Origin of the sequence: Rhodoferax ferrireducens (assembly GCF_003347515.1) — a bacterium.
Taxonomy (GTDB): domain Bacteria; phylum Pseudomonadota; class Gammaproteobacteria; order Burkholderiales; family Burkholderiaceae_C; genus Rhodoferax.
Window position 1 is genome coordinate 1 of the sequence record NZ_QEII01000166.1, and the last position, 20532, is coordinate 20532.

The 20532-nt window shown below is 57.5% G+C and carries 15 protein-coding genes; 5 read left to right on the forward strand and 10 right to left on the reverse strand.

What is annotated here, in order from left to right; translation table 11 throughout:
• The first annotated feature begins 423 nt into the window (after nucleotides 1–423).
• The gene (locus C5P05_RS00930) at nucleotides 424–642 is read left to right on the forward strand and encodes a hypothetical protein (RefSeq protein WP_114968033.1); all 219 of its coding nucleotides are present in this window, start codon (nucleotides 424–426) and stop codon (nucleotides 640–642) included.
• A gap of 98 nt (nucleotides 643–740) precedes the next feature.
• Nucleotides 741–1511 carry a PP2C family protein-serine/threonine phosphatase gene (locus C5P05_RS00935; RefSeq protein ID WP_114968034.1) on the forward strand — a complete coding sequence of 257 codons (771 nt, stop codon included), beginning with the start codon at nucleotides 741–743 and terminating at the stop codon, nucleotides 1509–1511.
• Nucleotides 1512–1523: 12 nt separating this feature from the next.
• Here the strand turns inward: C5P05_RS00935 and C5P05_RS00940 are convergent, their stop codons facing one another.
• The 9 genes from C5P05_RS00940 to C5P05_RS00980 form a co-directional block, all read right to left on the reverse strand.
• A complete protein-coding gene (locus C5P05_RS00940) occupies nucleotides 1524–2822 on the reverse strand; it encodes a sigma-54 interaction domain-containing protein (protein ID WP_114968035.1) in 1299 nt (432 codons plus the stop codon).
• Nucleotides 2819–5878: a peptidase domain-containing ABC transporter gene (locus C5P05_RS00945; RefSeq protein ID WP_114968036.1), complete on the reverse strand. Its 3060-nt coding sequence runs from the start codon at nucleotides 5876–5878 to the stop codon at nucleotides 2819–2821. Before C5P05_RS00945 ends, C5P05_RS00940 begins: the two co-directional genes overlap by 4 nt.
• A 14-nt stretch (nucleotides 5879–5892) precedes the next feature.
• On the reverse strand, nucleotides 5893–6645 hold the full coding sequence (locus C5P05_RS00950) for a peptidylprolyl isomerase (protein WP_114968037.1): 753 nt from the start codon (nucleotides 6643–6645) through the stop codon (nucleotides 5893–5895).
• A gap of 120 nt (nucleotides 6646–6765) precedes the next feature.
• Nucleotides 6766–8139 (reverse strand): HlyD family efflux transporter periplasmic adaptor subunit, encoded by a 1374-nt coding sequence (locus C5P05_RS00955; RefSeq protein ID WP_114968038.1) that lies wholly within the window; start codon nucleotides 8137–8139, stop codon nucleotides 6766–6768.
• A complete protein-coding gene (locus C5P05_RS00960; RefSeq protein ID WP_114968039.1) occupies nucleotides 8126–10633 on the reverse strand; it encodes an FHA domain-containing protein in 2508 nt (835 codons plus the stop codon). The genes C5P05_RS00955 and C5P05_RS00960 overlap by 14 nt, the downstream gene beginning before the upstream one ends.
• On the reverse strand, nucleotides 10634–12034 hold the full coding sequence (locus tag C5P05_RS00965; protein WP_114968040.1) for an efflux transporter outer membrane subunit: 1401 nt from the start codon (nucleotides 12032–12034) through the stop codon (nucleotides 10634–10636).
• Nucleotides 12031–13929 carry an HD domain-containing phosphohydrolase gene (locus C5P05_RS00970; RefSeq protein WP_232834287.1) on the reverse strand — a complete coding sequence of 633 codons (1899 nt, stop codon included), beginning with the start codon at nucleotides 13927–13929 and terminating at the stop codon, nucleotides 12031–12033. The genes C5P05_RS00965 and C5P05_RS00970 overlap by 4 nt, the downstream gene beginning before the upstream one ends.
• 656 nt (nucleotides 13930–14585) lie before the next feature.
• Nucleotides 14586–15014 (reverse strand): DUF4399 domain-containing protein, encoded by a 429-nt coding sequence (locus tag C5P05_RS00975; protein ID WP_114968042.1) that lies wholly within the window; start codon nucleotides 15012–15014, stop codon nucleotides 14586–14588.
• A gap of 82 nt (nucleotides 15015–15096) precedes the next feature.
• The gene (locus C5P05_RS00980) at nucleotides 15097–15522 is read right to left on the reverse strand and encodes a DUF4399 domain-containing protein (protein ID WP_114968047.1); all 426 of its coding nucleotides are present in this window, start codon (nucleotides 15520–15522) and stop codon (nucleotides 15097–15099) included.
• Nucleotides 15523–15807: 285 nt separating this feature from the next.
• Here C5P05_RS00980 and C5P05_RS00985 point away from each other — a divergent pair, with 285 nt between their 5' ends.
• Nucleotides 15808–17700, forward strand: coding sequence for an SUMF1/EgtB/PvdO family nonheme iron enzyme (locus C5P05_RS00985; protein WP_332871321.1), 1893 nt, complete (start codon nucleotides 15808–15810; stop codon nucleotides 17698–17700).
• An 8-nt stretch (nucleotides 17701–17708) separates the two neighbouring features.
• On the opposite strand, the gene C5P05_RS00990 is transcribed toward C5P05_RS00985, so the two are convergent.
• Complete coding sequence (locus tag C5P05_RS00990; RefSeq protein ID WP_232834288.1) at nucleotides 17709–19532, reverse strand: serine/threonine protein kinase; 1824 nt, start codon at nucleotides 19530–19532, stop codon at nucleotides 17709–17711.
• A gap of 250 nt (nucleotides 19533–19782) precedes the next feature.
• On the opposite strand from C5P05_RS00990, the gene C5P05_RS00995 reads away from it, so the two are divergent.
• Complete coding sequence (locus tag C5P05_RS00995) at nucleotides 19783–20112, forward strand: hypothetical protein (RefSeq protein ID WP_157979168.1); 330 nt, start codon at nucleotides 19783–19785, stop codon at nucleotides 20110–20112.
• Complete coding sequence (locus C5P05_RS01000; protein WP_114968046.1) at nucleotides 20090–20287, forward strand: hypothetical protein; 198 nt, start codon at nucleotides 20090–20092, stop codon at nucleotides 20285–20287. The genes C5P05_RS00995 and C5P05_RS01000 overlap by 23 nt, the downstream gene beginning before the upstream one ends.
• Nucleotides 20288–20532: the final 245 nt, after the last annotated feature.

Genomic DNA, 20532 nt, shown 5'->3' on the forward strand with positions numbered 1-20532 from the left:
CTTCTTCCAGACCAACAACTATATCGGGCAGCTGCTCGATCAGTCACAGAGCATCACGATTAACAATGCCGGCAACGGCTCGCAGATCACCGCGGTGTTGATCGGGTCGCCGGGGAATGCCGGGTAGCGACTTTGGTGCCGCAGACTTACGTTTTTGGCCCATGTTCGGGAAGACAAGACACTTTCACTTGATGGTTATTCCGGCGTCCATCGATGTCGTTTACCTGGGTGGTATCGAGGCCTTATATTTTTGGTGCTCACGCAATGCTGAATGAACTGGACGAGATCATAATTGTCAATCTCAACGTAATCTGAGCGTTGCACGATTGCTGGATGGCAACGCGAATGTTCGTCGCGATTAAGCCAGAGACTAACGTAACAGGCAGTTTTCGGCGCTAAACTTTTATATCAAAGGAGTAGGTCATGGCTATTATCGCAATCAAGGATTTGCCAGATAGCGTTACGCTGGATCGTGAAGCAATGCTGGCGATTACTGGCGGGGCAAGAATCGCCGGAAGTCAGCGTTTTCCCAAAAGATCAATGCTGCACGCATCTCCCATCAGCGGCTATCCCACCGGCTTCTCTACCTATGTTGTCCCGATAGTCAAGCAAGGGCCTGTAGCAAGCAGGAAATTTAAATAAGGCGTAACTGAAGCCCCAGCCAGCAGCCTCGGTAGGTTCGATATTTCTGACTCGAAGCGTTTTCGGCGTTGATAACAAGTTGATTTGCGGAGGTTATCGTGGCTTTTTTGAGCCAATTTCGATGGACATCGGCATCCAGTTCTCATGTCGGTTTGGTTCGTACACTCAATGAGGACTCCTGTCTCGACCGCCCGGAGAGTGGCCTGTGGGCTGTTGCAGATGGCATGGGAGGCCATGCTCTGGGCGACTTTGCCAGTCACTTGGTGGTGGACAACCTAAGCAACATCGAGGTAGCAAGCCGAATCGCCAAAGTGGTCAGTAAAGTGCGCCAGCGGCTACAGGCGGTGAATCAACAACTACGTGAGGAAGCAGTCGTTCGGGATGCCAGCATCATCGGAAGTACCGTCGTCGTTCTCATTGCCAGTGAGTACAGTTGCGGCTACCTCTGGGCGGGCGACAGCCGGCTCTACCTCTTCAGACATGGATCTCTCCAGCAACTGACGCGTGATCACACGCAACTGGAGGAACGCCGGTTACGCGGCGATCTTCCCCCACCGGACAGTGCCGACTACCCATCCCGAAATATTATCACCCGCGCAGTCGGTGCCATGAACGAACTGGATCTGGATGAAAAAATCATGACGGTAGACGATGGAGATACCTTTCTGCTGTGCAGCGATGGTCTCAGCAATGAAGTCACCGAAAGTGAAATCCGCGATGCGCTCCTCACCGGCAATTGTCGGCAGGCAGTGGAAACCCTGATTGAAATAGCGCTCAAGAGCGGTGGTCGAGACAATATCTCCGCGGTCGTGGTGCGGGCCGATGACCTTGACAGCACAGATAGGACGATCCTCAATCCCGCTCTTTGACGGGGCAATTTCTTATCGGGTTTCTTGGCTGCCGTCCGATGCCCCCTTGGTACGGAAATCCTTCGAGTGGATGCCATGCTTTTTGAGTAGCATTTGCAGATGGGAGCGGTTCATGTCGCATCGTCTGGCGAGTTCAGCGACGGTTCCGCCCACTTCGGTCAATCCGCGCTCAAGGAAGGCTCGCTCGGCATCGTCGCTGGCGATACGCCTGGCGTCGCCGAGCGAGACAGGCGCATCGGGGACGTCTTCAGTTGCCGCACTGCCCGTTGCCCCTCGCGGCAAGCCGGGACGGATGTCCTCGGGGAGATGCTCGAGGTCCGCTATCTCGCCGGATAAGCAGGAGAGACGATAGACAATGTTGCGCAACTCGCGAATATTTCCCGGGTAGGCGTAATTGAGCAGGAAGGTCCGCAAGCGGGGCGACATTTTAAGCGGGCGCTTCTTCAGTATTTCTGCAGCTTCGTCACCGAAAAAGGCGAAGAGCAGCGGAATTTCATCCTTGCGTTGGCGCAATGGCGGCAGGGTCAGGTGGATGACGCTGAGTCGGTAGAACAGATCTTCCCGGAATTTTCCTTCTTCGCTGAGGCGGCGCAGATTGCGATTGGTTGCGGCGACGATACGGGCATCTACCACCATCGTCTCGTCCGAGCCGACGCGTTGGATTTCATGGGATTCGAGCACGCGTAACAGTTTTACTTGCCCGGCCAGCGGCAATTCGCCGATTTCGTCGAGAAAGATGGTTCCCCTGTGTGCGCTCTCGAACTTGCCTTTCCGGTCCGCGACGGCGCCGGTGAAAGCGCCTTTTTTATGACCGAACAACTCCGACTCCAGCAGGTTGTCGGGGATCGCCCCGCAATTGACCGAGATGTACGGTTTGTCGGCACGTGCGCCATTGGCGTGGATCACTTTGGCCATCAATTCCTTGCCGGTTCCGCTTTCACCATCGATCAGCACGGGCAGATCAGTTGGCGCGGCCTTTTCGGCGATTTCCAGGGCTTCGAGCAGCTTCGGGTTGTCACCGAAGGCGCCTTCGAAGAGGAAGCTGCGCGCCAGCAAGGCCTGGCGGCGCGCCCCGATCGACAGGTTCTCAAGCGCCGGTTCGGCAGTCGCCGCCTTGACGAAACGCGCCTTGTGCGAAAGCTGCATGACTTCATCGCGCAAGGTATTGGCCTGACGTAGCAATTTGTCGATCTCGGACCGGTCAAGTTTTGAGGCCCAACGCAGCGTTGACCGCAGGATCTCGATTTTCTCGATCAGCCCGCCGAAGGAGATCGCAGAACCGACTTCCACATCTTGATCAAGTATTTTCATCCTGCGCTCAGCTGTTTTTGGATCAGTTGGTAATACATCCCTTGACGGGCCACGAGTTCGTCGTGCTTACCCTGTTCGACGACCGCGCCTTCATAGAGCACGAGAATCTTGTCGGCCCGCATGATGGTGCTCAGCCGATGGGCGATGATGACGGCGGTACGTCCCTGGAGGATGTCGTGCATGTTGCCGATGATGTTGCTTTCGGACTGCGTGTCCAGCGCCGAGGTCGCCTCGTCGAAAACGAGCAGCCGCGGGTCATGGTAGAGCGCGCGGGCGATGCACAGACGCTGAATCTGCCCGCCAGAAAGGCCCATGCCGCGCTCGCCGACAATCTGCTCGTAGCGCAGCGGCAGTTTGCTGATAAAGGCGTGTGCATCCGCCAGTTTGGCTACTTCCTCGATGCGCCGGCGGTCCGGGCTTACTTCGCCGCTGGCTATATTCTCGGCGATGGTTCCAGAAAAGAGCAGATTGCTCTGCATGACGTAGCCGACCTGGGCCCGGTAATAGTCCTTGTCGATCTGCGCCAGATCGTAGCCATCGACCGTCAACTTGCCTTCGGTCGGCGCGTAGAAGCCGACCAGCAGTTTGGCCAGCGTTGTCTTTCCGGAGCCGCTGCGGCCGACAATGGCGATCAGTTCGCCCGGCTTGATCTCGAGGCTGATGTTCTCCAGCACATAAGGCGTCTCGCCGTCGCCGTAGCGGAAATAGACGCCGTCGAAGCGGATGTCGCCCCGCAGTTCCGGCAGCACGACGCGTGAGGCGAGGTCGCCCGGCTTTTGTTCCGGCTCCAGATCGAGCACGTCGCCCAGGCGCTCCATCGCGACGCCGGCATCGTTGAGCAGATTCCATAGCCCGACCAGACCCATCAGCGGCGCCAGTGCGCTGCCCATCAGGGCATTGAAGGCGATCAGCTGGCCGATGCTCAGTTCGTGGGACAGCACTTTGCTGGCGCCCATCCAGAGAATAGCGATGGTCGTCGCGGCATTGAGCACCTGGCTGCCGATACCGACCAAAATATGGAAGACCTGCGCCTTGTACTGCACCTCCAGCGCCTTGGCGTATTTCTTTTCCCACTTCAGGCGCACCGGACGCTCGATACCCATACCCTTGATGGTTTCGATGCCGCCCAGCGTTTCCATCAGGTAGGACTTGGCCTCGGTCGTGGCGGTGAATACTTCGCGCGCATAGTTCTTGATCCTGGGTGTCGCCATGACGGTCAGTACCAGGATCGGAATGACAAAGGCGATGAGCAGCAGGGTCATCGTCACGTTGTAGAGGAACATGATGGTGAAGTAGATGAAGACCATCAGCAGGTTGAGTACCGTGGTGACCGAAGACTCGGTCAGGAAGGCACGGATCGTCTGATTTTCCTGGAAGCGGGCAAAGATGTCGCCCGTCTTGCGCTTGGCGAAGAAAGAATAGGGTAGCGACATCGTGTGCTTGAAAAAGCGCGACATCATCGCGAAATCCATATTGCGGACCATGAAATTGGCGAGCAGGGCGCGGATCGTCGTCATCAGCAGGGTAAAGACGTTGGAAACGATCAGGCCGATGATCAGCAGGTGGAGCAGGCTGAGGTTCTGATGAACGATCACTCCGTCGAGGATATTCTGGATAATCATCGGTGGCACGATGCCCAGTACCTGAATGACGAAAGTGGCCAGGAAAAGTTGCCACAGTATTTTCTTGTAGGGTACCAAGTAACCAATGAAGCGTACCCAGGGCGAGCGGGTCGCAGCCAACTGCTCCAGACTGTCGCCGGCCGTGAAGAGCAGGCAGGTGCCACTCCAGCCGCGCTCGAAGTCCTCGACAGTCATCGTCCGGAAGCCGATCGCCGGATCGGCCACCCACACTTTTCGCTTCGAAACGCCGTAGACCACGACGTAGTGGTAACCCTCCCAATGCACGATGAAGGGCAGGTCGAAACCAAGCAGCGCCTCGAAGGTGCACTGCACGCCGCGCGTCGTGAAGCCGAGCGCATCGCCGGCCCGCGCTAGGCTGTCGAGCGTGGCGCCCTGCGTGGTTACGTTGGCCAGTTCGCGCAGTTTGCCGAGTGTCACCGAAATGCCGTAATGCCGGCAGATCATGGCCAGCGACGCTGCGCCGCAATCCATTTCCTCGGCCTGCTCGACCAGCGCGAAGCGCTTGATGAGCTTTTCGCCCAATTCAGGACTCGATTCCAGATCAAGGGTGACCGGCAGTTTGCGGCGCTCGGCCAGCTTCTTTTGGCGATGGAGTTCGCGTTCGAGAAAGCCGATCCGTTCGATCAACGCCTCCTGTAATTTCGGATTGAGTTTCAGCACCAGATGCGCCGTCTTTTCCGGAATGACCAACAGCGTCGTTTCACTCACGGCAAATGCCGAAGCCATCTGCTCCTGGCGCATCAGGCAGGCTTTCTCGCCGAAGCTCTCGCCCGGGCCGAAAGTTGCCAGTTGGTATTCTTCCCCCTCTTCATTGCGTACGATGCGGACTTCGCCCCGGCGCACCACATACAGTCGCCGGTCATCGCGTGAATCCTGGCGGAGGATCGCCTTGCCGGCGCCAACCCGCTTGACGCCGACGCTGCGGACGAATTCCTCAAGTTCGCTCTTGTTGACCTTGCCACGCAGATCGAACAGGCGGGCGACGAAGCCCCCCGCCGAACTGATCGCCACATAACTAGTGACGAACGCAAGGGCGGTTGGATTGGCGGCGAAGATCGGCTCGAACGCTTTGCGCGGAATGAACAGCAGTTCAGTCTTCAGTGAAGCACGCACCGCGGATTCGTGCCGGCCGTCGCGCAACATGGCGATTTCGGCGAAGAACTCGCGTTCCTTGCGCACCCCCATGCTGATTTCCTTGCCCTGTTCCTCGGTGAAAACGCGCACCGAGCCGGACTTGATGACGAATAGGCCGTCGGCGCTGTCGCCAGCGTTGCAGACCGTTTCACCAAAGGCAAAGTTGCGCGATTCGGCCTGCCTGACCAACGCCTCGATTTCCTCGCGGGCGAATGCCGAGAGGATTTCAACGCTGGCCAGGAAATCAGCCGTCGATGGCGCTTGGGGATGGGTTTCCATTGCCGGGTCGGGCTCTAACGCACTTCAATGATGTGCTCCTGCGCCCTGGCCATCAGCCATTCTTCGCGCAGCAGGCGGCGGATCTCGGTGGCAACGTCCTCATCCAGGCGGGCCGGATTCTTGCCGTTAATCATGAAAATCTCGTACAGCGACTGATCGGCGGATGGGAAGGGACCGAGCAGATCGCCGACCGCCGCATTGAACACCTTGGCTTCGGCCTCGGTTTTCAGCGAGCCACGCAACACCTTTCCGATCAGGCCACCTTGCTCGCGGGTGTCGGCGCTCGAATGTTCGCGGGCCATATCGGCGAAGGCATCGGCGTCCTCCCTCAGGTATGAAATCAGTTCCTTCGCCATGCCGGCCTTGTCGACAACGATGTGGCTGACCTCGATGCTGTCGAAGCGCGGCGAGTTGAGCTTGAAGTACTCCGCGACCGCCTTCTCGCTGCAGACCGTCTGCATCATCTTCTCCTCATAGAGGCTTTCGGTGATGAAGGCTTCGAATTCGTCGAGACCGACCCGGAGCGTATCGAGGTATTGATTCATGTCGCTCGCCCGGTGCAGTCCGCGGACCCGGCGAAATTGATCGGCCCGTTCCTGAATCTGCTCGGCGGGTACTTCAATACCTTGTTTTTTCGCCGCGCGGACGGTCAGTTTTTCTCGGACCAGTTGGTCAATGAGACTCTCGAACTGTCCGGTCAGCTTCAATATTCTGACAAAATCTTCCGTATCGATAACTTCATCATCAATTTTTACAATCGCAGTCATCTCATCCGCTCCTTGAAATTATTGGTTCCTGCAGGCTGTTGCAAAATCATTGGATCGCCACCTGCGGCGCCTGGTTCGCGTGGCATGCTGTCAGGATGCTCATTGGTCATTTCCATTGGCTTAACCTCCGATTTGGCGGAACGGGTCGAGCGCGAGATCAATAATGCGCCGCTGGCGCACGACAATCTCGGCTGTCGCAGTCATCCCGTAGCGCAACGGGTACCGGGTATCGCCGACCAGGTAGTGGTCCTCTTTGAGCCTGACGCGGCCTTCATAAACCGGCTGCTTGGAGACTGGCGATATTTTCGTCGCCGGTGAAATGAATTCCAGCATGCCCTGAAGCAAACCATAGCGCTGATAGGGAAAGGCGCTGAACTTGAGCTGGACGGGAAGTCCTTCGCGCAGAAAAGCGCGGTCATGCTCGGCGATTTCAATCTTGAGGACCGGCCGGGCTCCTTGCGGCGCGATGCCGCCAAGCGGCGTATTGGCCTGCACCTTGTCACCGGGCTGGGTCGAGGTGACATCGGTGATCACGCCGGAGACCGGCGCGACGATGAGCAGGAAGTTGTCCTTGTCAATGTTTTCAAAGCGAATGCGGGCGGCGGCTTCGGCATTCAGACGCGCCGTCTGCAACTGCAGGCGTACCTTCTCTTCGGCAGTGGCGACTTCCTTGGCCGCGGCTTCGTACTGCAAGCGCAAATTGGTCTGTTGCTGGCCACTGGTTTCCAGTTGCGCTGTGGCCTGTTGGTATTCCAGACTCTGTCGAGCGCCCAATTCACTCAGCCTGGATTGCGCCACCCGATAGGCGTTTTCCGCTGCCAACAAGGCGTTCTTCTTGCTCTCCACTTGTATCTGCGCGACACCGCCGCCGCCGGGCAGCGCAAATAGCCGCGCATATTTGTCGGCCTCTTGCTTGGCCGCATCCCGCGCCCGGCGGGCATCGTCAAGGTTGGTGCGGGCTTCCTGAACCTGTGCCTTCTGGCCTTCGAGCAATTGGGTCGTCCCTTCCGCCAAGCGCTTTTCGTGCTGCTGTTCCTCGACTTCCATCGCCTGTTTCAAGGCGGCCACCCGGCGCTCCATCAGCGCTTTCTTGCCCGGGAATTCACGCCATTCGCGTTCGCCCGCCTCGAGTTTGAGTTTGGAATCCAGCGCGTTGGTTGCTGCTTCGATGGCGCCCCTGGAATTAAGGCGGGCCAGCACGTCGCCTTTCGATACCGGCTGGCCTTCTGCGATGTAGAGATTGACCAGTTCGCCATCGATCGGTGCATAGACGCGACGCACTTCCGATTCTGGCCAGAGGGATCCCTGCGTCAGCACAAGCACGTCGGCGTGGCCAAAAAACGACCAGATTAGCGCCGATACCACCAGCCCCACCATGGTCAGCACGGCGGCCTGGGTGAAGCGCCAGGGTTCCGCGGTGAGGAGGGCAATGCCTTCCGCACTGTGGTCGCCGAGCGCTTCCTGTAAGGATCTAAGGCGATTATCGTTGGCCATCGCTTTTTCCTCCAATCAGCGCCAGTTTGGACTTCAATACCTCAGGCGGCAGAACCTGCCCCAAGGCCAGCAGAGCGCGCCGCTGCAGGTCCATCTCGGCCTTGATTTGATCGTCGATTTCACGCCATTGGGCGGGGGTGTCGACATTCAGTTGAGTGTAAAGGTGCGTCCCGGACACGGCGTCGTCGCGGGAATGGGCGAGTCGACTGGCCTGGCTCCGGAACCCCTTGGAAATCTCTGACTCGAGCCGTTGCGTATCTTCAATCGCGCCTTCGTCCATGTAGCCGCGCCATTCCGTTTGCGCCCGGCTCATCAGTTCCTGGGCGCGTTTCAGCGCCCGCTCCTTGATCTGGCCAAGGTCGGACTGCGTGGCATGGACAAAATATAGGTCTTCGACCGGATCGAGCCCGGCGCAAAAAGACAGCAACCGGTCGTTGTAGTCCTTGGTGCCGCGCAAGTTCTGCAACGTCGAATAGCCGTCGACAAGCGCTTTTTTGTGTTCGGCATCCTTGGCGGCAGGCTCCGCCCACGGCCCAGAAGCTAGTTTTTGCAAGCCGGCCAGAGCCTGTTTGGCCTCTCCTTTCCGCCAGGCGGTGGATACGACCTGATACTGCTCAACGACCTCGGGGGAGGGCAGGCGGCCGCTGGCCACGAGGGCGCGCAAGCGTTCCTGGAAAGGCGGCGTCGAAAAGCGTGTCTTGCCGAGAAGGTCAATCAGCGGACCAAGATTTTTCGCCTGCAGTTCATTCCGAATCGTGAGGAAGCTCTGAAGATCCTGGCGCAGGTTACTCAGGCCACCGAGCCGGGGATATTTTTCGCCGAACTCGGTGAATGCAGCAGCCAAGGCCTCCAACTGGTCGCCGCTTAGCGCCGCGTTGATGGTGGCCTTCAGGCGTTCGATGGCGGCCAGGTAGACGGAATTGTCGCTTTGCAATTTGCGCAGGTGGCTGAGCGCCTGGGCATAGGTCTCCTTGAACTCGGGGACTTCGGCGGCAATGGCGGTGAATGCCCGCTGATGGCCCTGAGGGTCGTCGTCCCAGCGCTTGAGCAGGGCGGACATCCTTTTCTCGTCGTCATAAATCTGTATCGGAATCTCGCCATTTTCGCGAGCGCTGACATACTTCTCAAGGTCGCCGATCCACGCCAGTTCGTCAATCAGCGGCGCGGCGTCGGCATTGCCGGCACCAAGATCGGTCATCGCAGCAACGGCCGATGCTGCGCCATCGAAATCGTGCTTTTTGATCAGGTTCAGCCAGTTGGGCACGCTCGCCTTGAGCAATGCTTCAGTGGCCAGCGCCGTCAGCGCCGGGTCGTCCGGATGGTTTTGCAAATAACTTCGGGCAGCGCTGGCCGCTTTGCTGTAATTGCCGGCCGCCAACTGGTCCTTCACTTCCCGTTCCGTTGCGCCACTGAAATAGAGCGCGAAGAAAAAAATAGCCACGCCAGCGGCCAGCGCCGCGGCCCAGGCATAGACCCGTTTCGGGCGATCCGGTTTGTCTGTGCCCAGCACGGTCTTTAATTCGGATATAAAGATCGTGAACTTCGTTGGCTTGGCGGGTGGTTCAGTGCTTTTGCCAGCGGTCTCGGCCGCTTGAGCGGCCGCGATGTCATTCCCTTCATCTGGCGGCGGCTCACCATCGACGCAAAAGATATCAAGAAAGGAATCAGCCGCCGCGACGAAGGTCGTCTTTTCGCTATCTGTGGCGGCTCGGGCCATGGCGACAGCATCCGGGCTTAAGCGGGTAAGGGTCGGATCGTTGACTGCCTCTCTTTGCAGACTGACGCGGTAAACCAGTTTATGTCCGCCGAAGGCCAGCAAATCCCCATCCTGCAATGCCACAGCATGCTCGTCGAGGCGCTCGCTGCCGATGAAGGTCCCGTTGGTGCTGCCGAGATCCTCAACGAAAGGCCAACCGTTTTTCAGGAAGATGTGGGCATGGCGCCGGGATATGTAGTTGACTTGATGCGGGTATTTTTCCCGGTATTGCGCAAAGCTATGGTCAGTTTTGCTGATCAGGAAAGGAAAGTGCGCGATGACCAACGATTGCAAGCCAAGCTCGTCATTCTCCGGTGTCAGCGTCAGGCTGAGCAGTCGGGCGGCGCGGCCGTGCAGCCCGGGCCGAGGACTAAGTTGCAGGCGGAACGACAGGGCGCCGAAACATATTTCATCACCGTCATGCAGCTTGGCCGGCTCTTTTCGCACAAAAACACCGTTGACCGCAGTACCGTTCTTGCTGTCGAGATCGGCAACATAGACGGCACCGAACTCGCTGAAAATTCGTGCGTGGCGACGAGAGAGTTCGGCCGCAACAGCCGGCTCGTAGGAGACGAACGGCGGCTCGCTCCGCCCAACGGCGAACAGGTTGTCGTCAACCCGGATATCCTCCAACTCGGGATGTGATATCGGCTTGAGGACGATGTTGAACTCCAGCACCGTCGTCCTCGGCAGCTGGATGTTGGGTGGCCGCTCAGAGGCGGCATTTGTAACTGACATTCATTGGCCCGCATTGCTGACGCGAACGGTTGGCCAGCCGCCGCCCAGCGCCTTGTAAAGCGTCACGGTATCCGACAGGATTTGCTGGTGACTGGCCAGTAGCGCAAGCTGTGCTGCCAGCAGCGATCGTTCGGACTCGAAGACTTGTAACTGCGAAACAACGCCCTCCCGAAGTTGTGCCTGTACCTGGTCGGCAACCTTTTGCAGATCCCTGGTCTGTTGTGCCAGTTCGGCCCGCTGTTTTTGGTGTGCATCCAGATTGACCAGGGCATTTTCTACCTCCTCAAAGGAGCCGATGACGGTCCGCCGGTACTCCTGTTCGGCGACCTTGACCTGCGCTTCAGTGGTCTTGACGCGCGCCTTGACCCCCGGATTGAGGAGCGGGATATTGATACTGGGCAGCAGCCCGAAGGTGAAGGACTTGAGCAGGTTCGACAGCGCGGAACTGGCGGTGCCGCCACGGCCGGTTAGGCCGATTGAAGGCAATTGGGCCAGCTTGGCTTCACCCACCAGATCGTAGCCCTCCAGGACGCGAAATTCCGCGGCGACGATATCAGGACGGCGCGACAGCAGTTGGGATGGAAGGCCAGCCGGGACGACGGGTAGTTTGACCTTTTCCTGAAGGTGGCCAGTCGGAATCCGGAATTCACCCGCCGATACGCCCTGAAGCGTGGCCAACGCATTTTCTGCCAGATCACGGAGACGATGGAGTTCGAGCAGATCCTTGGTCAGCCGGCTAACCTCCGCCCGTTGCTGCAGAACCTGGGTTTCTGGAATCAGGCCGTTCTGGAACATAGCCTCGAAGATGGCGAGTATCTGCTTGTTTTTGGCCAGGGTCTTTTGTTGCTGGTCCAGTTGCTCATCGAACTGGAGAATCTGGAAATAGGTGGTCGAGACGTCGGAAACCAGGTTTAGATAGCCGGCCCGCCAATCCGCCTCGGTCGCGTGGAATTCGGCGGTCTGGGCCTGGACGCCCTTTTCGACCCGACCCCAGATATCGATGTCCCAGTTGACTTGGGTCCCAAGGTTGAACTGCTTGGTGAATTTCTGGCCGGTGGTTTTCTCGAAGCTCGCCCCGGCGCCGGCGTCGAGGGTCGGCAGGGCACCGGCCCGCGCTTCGCCGATCTGCGCCTGGGCTACGCCAATCCTCGCAGCGAGGATCTTGATATCGAGATTGCCGGCAATCGCGCGGTTGATCAGCACATTGAGATCGGGGTCGCCGAATGCCGTCCACCAGTCGGGAGCGATGGTTTCGGCGGCGGAGATATTTTCCGGCGTCGACCGTGACCAGGTGGTTTTTTCGGCGCTGGTCGGCTGCTGATAGTCCTTCATGTGCACATCGGCGCAAGCACCGAGCAGAAGGGTGCATAGTCCGGCCAAGACCAGGGACCGGGTGTTCATGCCGACGCCGTCCACACACGGGCATCGACGAATGCCCGGAACAGCCCGGGGTCGAGATGACCCTGCTGACATTCAGTCGCCATCAAGTCCAGTGCCTGCAGCTGCGGCAGTGCTTTCTTATACGGGCGATCGCCAGCGGTGAGCGCATCGTAAATATCGGCTATGGTCAGGATGCGTGTCTGAACACTGATCTGCTCGCCGTGCAAACCCATCGGATAGCCCGATCCGTCGAGTTTTTCGTGATGCCCGTGGGCGATGGACGGCACGCCCGCCAAGTCCCGTGTCCAGGGAATCAGGATCAGGAAGGAATAGGAGTCCGCCACGTGCGATTCGATCTGCCGCCGCTCGTCGACCGTCAGGCAGCCCTTGGTAACGCTGAGCGCGGAGAATTCGAATTCGTCCAACAGCGGCACCGACCCGCCGTCAGCTGCGCAATAGCTGTAGTCGAGAACCTCACGCAGTTCGGGCATTACCTCGACGTGGGAAATCGCCGGTTCGTTGGCGTGGCGAATGGCAGCGAGGAATCTGTCGAGGCGTTCGAATTCGTCTTTTAGACAACGCTGGATCTCGTTCAATTTTGCTTTGAACGCTGCGATGCTCAGTTCATGTTGGGCATGGCAATCAACCAGCTGGCGATAGGCCTTGAGCTCGATGCTGGCCCGCGCGTAATGAAAGCGCTGTTCAAGCAGCCGCATCTCTGCATGATGCAGTTTCTTTTCCTTGCGCAGCACGTGTTCCCGCACTCCCACCTTGCCGAAGTCATGAAGCAGTGCCGCATAGCGGATTTCCCGCAACTGATCGCCGGAAAAGGCGATCTGCCTGAGATCTGGGGTATCGGCACGATCAACGGCCTTGGCCAGGTTTTCGGCGTAGCCGGCGACCCGGAAGGAATGCCCGGCGGTTACCGGATCCCGTTCCTCAATCGCCTGGACTGAGGCCCGGACGAATCCGTCCAGAAGCCGCTCGATATCCGAATAAAGCTGGAAGTTCTTCAGGACGACCGCGGTTTCCGCGCAGACGCCGGTCAGGATTTCAAGATCCTGTTCGTCAAAGGCATGGGGGTTTGACGAGGAGTCGACCTGGATCAGGCCGAGCACCTCGCCTTTCAGCAGGAGCGGCACGCACATCACACTGCGTATGGACTGCGCAATGATCGATTCCTGAGCACCGAAATGGCGGTCGGACAGCGTATCGACCGAGAGGATCGACTGTTTCCGGTTGAGCACGTAGTCAATGATGGTGTGGGAAATTCTGACCCGTTCCGGATCCTCGATCGTTCCATCCCGTCGGCGCGCGGCAGCTGGCGCCGAGGTCTGGCCATCGCCTTGATTCAGTAGGATGAAGGCCCGCTCGGCAAGTGGGAAGAGGTCGAAGATCAGGCTCATGATCTTCTCGGTCAAGGTTGCACGAACAGTCACAGCACCGAGCGCAATGCCGACCTGGGCCATGGCGTGGAGTTTCCGGAGGGTCGCCTGGCGATCGCCATGGTCCTCCGCCGGCATCGGTTCCAGGACGGTCCACTGTGTCGCGTCCAAAGCCTTGGTGATGGCGGTCGGTACACTGCGGCGGGCAGGCATGATCAGAGAGTGGAAAATCATTTGGGCTGAGGCGACCGTGACCTCGTCGCCATCGATAAGTGGATGCCAGGAACCCGGACTAAGTCGTTCACCGGAAACAAATGTACCGTTGAAGGAGTGAAGGTCCTCGATAAAATAGGCGTCGTCGCGCCGTCTGATACGGGCATGCCGTCGGCTTACCGTGGATTCCGGGATGCAGATGTATTTGTCTGAAGCAAGGGAATCCTGCGGATCCCGTCCAATCACGGCTTCATCGTGCAGGGCGAAGACACTTGGTGTTACCTTGCCACTATCGGTAACCTCGAGATACGCCGTCACTGCGCCCACAGACTTGTACCCGGTCCTAGTGTTTTCCATTGTGCGGCCCTTTACGCAATTCCGAACAGTGAAAACCCATTCCGACACAGTGAAAGCTCGTGTATGTGCTCGGAAAATCTTGAAATATCGAACTACGTTTGTAGCGCTGATTTAGCAGTGGGTGGAGACGGCAGTTCGAGCCGATTGTGCTGCCTCCTGACTCTTGGATTCCAGAACTACATCCGCAGGAAACGTGTGATATTTGCTGCTGTGATGACCCCGAAAATCGGTATGGCGTCGATATTTCCGTTGGCAAAGCCGGGACCATTACCCGATGGTCCGGATGCTGACTCCAAGCGTATTTGCCAATGGTGGGTGCTGACATTATGGTTATCCTGACTGATTGAGTAGCCTTCTTTATTGCGCTCCATAGCCACATAGCAGATAACGTGCCACCTCTTTTATGGTCGCGAAGTGGTGGTCGTAAGGTATTGAATAAACATATTTTCTAACTATTAATCAAGTTCTGCTGCGGCAGCTTTGATCGACCGGAAATTGTCTCAACTGGTGGGTGAAGGGAAACAGTTGGTCGAAAACTGTTCGGTCGCAAATGACATGTACAAATGCAGGCCTCATCGGTTAGACAGCCAACAGAGCCGACCCCCAACGGAACCCGCTTATTTGACCGTGATGGTGATCCTCCTGGAATAGACCGGCGGATCATGCGGAACGTGCTTGTCATCCCCCATCAGCAACTGCAGCGTATGTTTTCCTGGCGGCAACTCGAGCATCGTTTCCGTTTGACCCGCCCCGAAATGCAGGTGGTTCCGATCCGAGGGGATTGCCTGATCCATGGGTGGCAAATCCGAATCGATCAGTAAATGATGGTGGCCGGCGTTGGGGAATTTGACGTCCTTCGGGGCAACCCCCATGTTTCTTAATCCGAACCAGACGCGAAACGGTTGATTGGCGGCGATAACCTCGCCATTGTTCGGCCAGCCGATGTAAAGATGAGCATTGGCGGGAGACGGCGTGGTGCCCGCCATGGCAGCCTGGGAGCCAAGAAAGGCAGCAAAGACAGTAGCAACAAATACCAGCTTGTACATGATGTGTGCTCCTAGTTATTTCAAACTGATTAGGCCAAAGTACGTCAGATCTAGATGTCGCCCCTCGGAAACAGGCTGAAAGTCAAGGCACCGTGATCGAAATCGGCTTTGAATAGACTGGGGGGTCGTGGGGGAAGTGATTTGTATCTCCCAAGAGCAATTGCAAGGTGTGCTTTCCCGGCGGCAATTCAATACGCGCTTCAGATTCACCGGCCCCGAAATGCAGATGGTTACGGTCGGAGGGGATGGGCTGATCGAACGGTGGCAGCGCCGTATCGATCAGCAGATGATGATGACCCACATTGGGGAGGTCTATCCCTTTCGGGCTGATCCCCATATTGCGGAGTCCCATGCGTACCCAGAATTTGCCGCCTGGAATGACCGCATGGTCAGGCGGCCAGATGATGAAGACCTCGGCGTTTTCAGGGGAACTCATTCGCGCCGCAAAAGCCGGCGTGACTGCAAGAGTCGCGACCATGGAAACGGCAAGGAGTATTTGTCTCAGCATGGTATCCATCCTTTCAGTGTCGAGGTGGTGAACTACAACCCAGAAAACCATACAATGATTCGTCAATTGTCAATTCGGGTTGAATCAAGTTTAAAAGTTCGAAAAAAAATCGCGACGGAATGAATTTTCCCCTGGCGTTGCAGTCCATGAAGGGCGGCGTTCCTGATGACGCATTTCATGGGTTTGTTGTGGATTGCGCCGTCAGCCCAGTGGGTGGGCTCCGGGAGTTAATACCGTGCGAAGCAACTTCCTGATAGCGAGGGGCTGACTATGTGGCGAATATTCTTGACTACTTGCCTGGTCTGGGCGATGCCGTGGCAATGGGCGGAGGGGGCGACGTCTGAAACAAGCGAGAGCGGCATTCCGCGAATTGCGCTGATCATAGGTAACGCCAACTACGAAAATGATCCCCTGAAAAGTCCGGTAAATGATGCTCGAGCCATGAGCGACACCTTGAAATCGGCCGGATTCGAGGTGATGGATTACGAAAATACGACACGACCGGCGATGCTGACGGCCATTCAGAACTTCAAGCGGCGCCTTGAATCCGGCGGAGTCGGACTGTTTTATTTCGCTGGCCATGGATTTCAGGTCGGTAACCACACATTGCTGCTGCCGGTTGATGCAGATAGCCGCCAACCACTCAGCTTGATGACCGATGGAATTGATCTGGAAACAGTTCTAGCCAGTATGTCCAGCCCACGTCGTGGTCAGGTGAATCTGGTTATCCTCGATACCTGCCTGAACAATCCCTTGCGTAGCGGCAGTAACATTTTGCCGACATTGCCCAAGCAGACGCTGGTCGCCTATGCCACTGCGCCTGGACACTTGGCGGCGGAAGGTTTAAAGCACGGTCTATTTACGGCGGCATTGCTAAAAGCCATGGTTGAACCAGGGCGGAACTTCAAGGACGTGTTTCAAAGTGTGGCAGCGGAGGTTCGGCGGTCAAGCGGACAAGCGCAGAATCCGGAACTTTCCTCCTCCCTGTCGTCGACGTTCAGCTTGGTGAAAGCAGGGCAGGACTTCGTGCCGCAGAGTGTGGTAACGATGGCCTCGGCTGACCTTGGCAACGCGACGCGGTACCGGGGAATTCTTCCAAAAGATAGCGCCGAACAGTATGAGTTGACCTTCTGGGAGTCGATTAAAGACAGCACTTTCCCGAGTGATTACGAGGCCTACCTTCAGGCCTACCCGAACGGTCGCTTTGCTGCCCTTGCCAATGCTCGCCTTAAGCGGCTGCGTGCAGCCGCCGAGCTCAAAGTTGAAAAGCCGGTAGAACGTCCACCGGTGGTGACACCGGCCCCGAAGGCAGCCCCGCCACGAGTGCCGGCACATGCGGCGCCGGAGCCGACTCGTCGTGCACCTGCCCCTGCTCCGGTGCCGAAAGCCGTGCCTGAACCCACACAGCACGCCCCCCCCGTATCATCGGCGTCAGGGAAGTCCGCGATCGAGGTTGCTGGTATCAGTGAGATCAAGGACTGTGATGTGTGCCCGGTTCTGGTCAAAGTGCCGCGCGGAGAATTTACGATGGGCAGCAACTCTAATGACCCATCAGAGAAGCCTGCGCATCACGTATCCATTAACCAGCCATTCGCCATTGGCAAGTATGAGGTCACTGCAGAACAGTGGGAGGCTTGCGTCGCTGCCAACGCTTGCAAACCAATTTCAACAATTGCCAGCGCCCCCAAGCGCGCCCCGGTCCGTGATGTAAGCTGGGACGAAGCACAGCAGTATCTGAAATGGCTGAGCAAGCTTAGCGACAAGTCCTACCGCCTGCCAAGCGAAGCCGAATGGGAATTTGCCGCTCGAGGCGCAACTACCACGCGCTACTGGTGGGGCGAGCAGATGCAATCTGGCAAAGCGAATTGCAAAGGGTGTGGCGAGCCTTGGCAATCGGAGATGCCGAAGACGGTCGGGTCATTTGCCGCGAATCCCTTTGGCCTCCACGATGTCAATGGCAGCGTATGGGAGTGGGTTGCCGACTGCTGGCATAGCTCGTACCGAGGGGCGCCCGACAACGGCAAAGCATGGGATGAGAAGAACTGCCGGGTTAGGGTGATTCGGGGGGGCTCATGGCAAAACGACGCAGCCTATATGTTTTCCTCAACCCGCTTCAAATATGACGCGAGTGTCCGTGAATCCCAAAATGGCTTCCGGGTGGTCAGGGATCTCCAGTAAGGGCTGGTTCAGGGCTTGGGGCTAGTGGTCAGCTGGACGAAATCAGCACTTAGTCGTTCCGGTCCGTATTTGGCGACAATTTCTTTTAGTCGCTGCTCAATGGCCTGTAAGTAAGCCGCTCTGGACTCATGCTCCGGCCGGATATTGTCGAACAGCGGTACAGGCGTGATGAGCAACGCGATCAGTTCGCTGCCGAATGGTTTGGACACCACCCAACTGCCCGGGCTGCCGATGGTGGCGGTGTAGTTCGAAGGGGCCTGGTTGGCTTTGGCGCGTGGGCTTGGTACCAAGTGGACGACGCTTCCGTCGAGGACGTAATAATCGATATTGACGTAGGAGTCATAGCCAGGCGTTGTGATGTTCATGATCAGCGAGTCTCCTTCGATCAGCTTCTCATTGTTTCCTTTGGTATGAATTGACGTCGCCCCACCTGTTTCCTGATTGCTTCGCCAATACGGCGCCAAGGCGCTGATCACTGGGCAGTAATCTTTATTTACTTGCCGCACGTTCAGCTTCAGGTTGTTGACGCCATCGGCCGCGCCCAGCCTTTCCTTGAGCTGAGCAAGGTTGGCATCCTCGGCAAGGTAACCCTGGACCAGCGTCCCGCTGCCATCGGCTGATTTGGTCAGCGCTGAACATGGAATGCTGGCTAATACCGCCGCCACGGATTCGCGGGCTTGTGGTGCTTTTTCCGACGCGGGGACAGCAGACATGCTAGCTACCGGCGGCTCCTCGGTCACCTTTGTGATATTCCCACTATGGCGCATCGATTCCCATTTATTGGCAACCGCGGCAACCAGCAATAGGGTGATGACAATAGCCCCGCCTGCTAATGCGACATAACTTTCCGGATGGTGTTGCCCAGCAATACCATGGAGAAACTGCGGGACCGTGAGGGTTCGCTTTTCCCGGTCGAATGCCAGCGCTTCGCGCAAAGCTTGCCACTGTCTGTGCCCCAAGTCTTTTGGCCGCTGCAACTTCAATCCGGCGCCACGCGCCTGGGTTGCGGGCGAGCGGTTAAATGGGTGGCGTCCGGTCAATAACTCGTAGGTGATGCATCCAAGGGCATAAATGTCATCGCGGGGGTCCGGGTCACGGTGCTCGAGCATTTCAGCACTGGCATAAGTCGGCGTCATGCCACCGAGACTTCCCGGATCGAAAACAGTGGCCTCCAGATCTTCCTCGGATTTTCGGAAGACACGGGCAATACCGAAATCAATCACCTTGACGTCGCCAGTGTCAGTTAGGAACACGTTGGCTGGCTTCAAGTCGCAATGTACAAAGCCGCGTTCATGCGCATGGGCCAAGGCTTTCGCCATGCCGGTGATGATCGGCAGAGCTTCAGCAAAAGACAAGCCCTTGAAGTCCGGGTCGTGTAACAAATTTTGCAAGGACCTGCCCGACAAAAGCTCCATGGTCAGGTACACCATCGCACCATCCCGGTCAAAATCGTAGACGGTAACGATGTTCGGATGGGCGAGGGATTGCGCCTTTTTGGCTTCACGTTGGAGGGCAATCAGCGACTTCGGGTGTCCACGAAACTGGACGTTCAGCACCTTGATGGCGATGTAGGGCTTACGGTCGGATGCCTCCAGTTTGCGTAAATCGAGCGCCTTATAGACCATACCCATGCCGCCGAAACCCAAGCATTCCTCAAGCACAAAGCGGCCGTTCAATGTGTCGCCGACTCCTTTGATACGCTCAGATTTAGATTCAGGTTCGGCAGGCGCGTCGGATTTTTGGCCATCAGTTGTTGCGGACTTTGCCTGATGGCCGAGATTGGTCAGCAGTCGGGTCTCATCCGAATCGGATTTTTCTTTGGGTTGATCCATCTTCTTGATCCCCATTTAACCTCGACATAGACCTCCGGTGGCGTTCGAGAATCGGTGCGTTCGTCACAGCCTCCACTTGGTCTCACAGAGTGCTCTTACTTTAACCTGTTTGGTTCCGGCTCGTCCAGCTTGAGCCTTGTCCAATGAGGTGTGAGCCTGAACGGGACAGGTATTTCCGCCCAGGAATGAGCCTGAGCCAGCGAATTTGCGGTTGAACGGTTGGCGTGATCATCCAAGGATGGTGATCAACATGGATGAGGCCAAGCTGCGTACCATTGCGCAATTGCTGGAGTTTTTGGACGCAAACCAGGAGATCAAGTTCACAGGCGCGCTGGGCGACAGTGACCACCAGCGCTATGAACACATCAGCCGCGTGCTCAAGCGTTTTGCCTACCCCGGACTGGGCAAAGGCGAGCGCGGCGTGGTGTTGTCATATCTTCGGCCCACCAGCGGCTACAGCCGCTCCCAGATCACTCGCTCGGTCGGGCGTTGGGAAGTCCAACGGACAAGCAGCAGTGTCGCTGGCCAAGCGCTACTGCAGGCCTGCAGTGCCCTTTGTGCGCAAGTACACGGGCGCTGACGTCGAACTGCTGGTGGAGATGGATCGGGCCAACGAAGATGTCTGTGGTGTGGCAGCCAAACTCTTTGGCCAGGTCACCGGGCTTGCACCCCGCTTGCACCAGTTCAACCATCTGCTGGCGAAATTGCGCCGGATACGGCAGTTTGGTAATAGGCATTTCGGACTCCTTCTGTGAGAACAATAAGGTGTCCGCGAAATGGGGTCAACTTCAGTCTGCAAAAGATGGAGAAGCGGTCATTGAAGAAGCAAAATCTCGGACACTCTCAATCCGACGATTGGGCAAAGCGCACCACTCAGCCTGCCTGGCGCGCGAAGCCGCGCCGGCCGCTAAGGATTGGCAGATCAAGGTGAGCGGCGCAACTACCCGGCATTCCCCGGCGACCCGATCAACACGGCGGTGATCTGCGAGCCGTTGCCGGC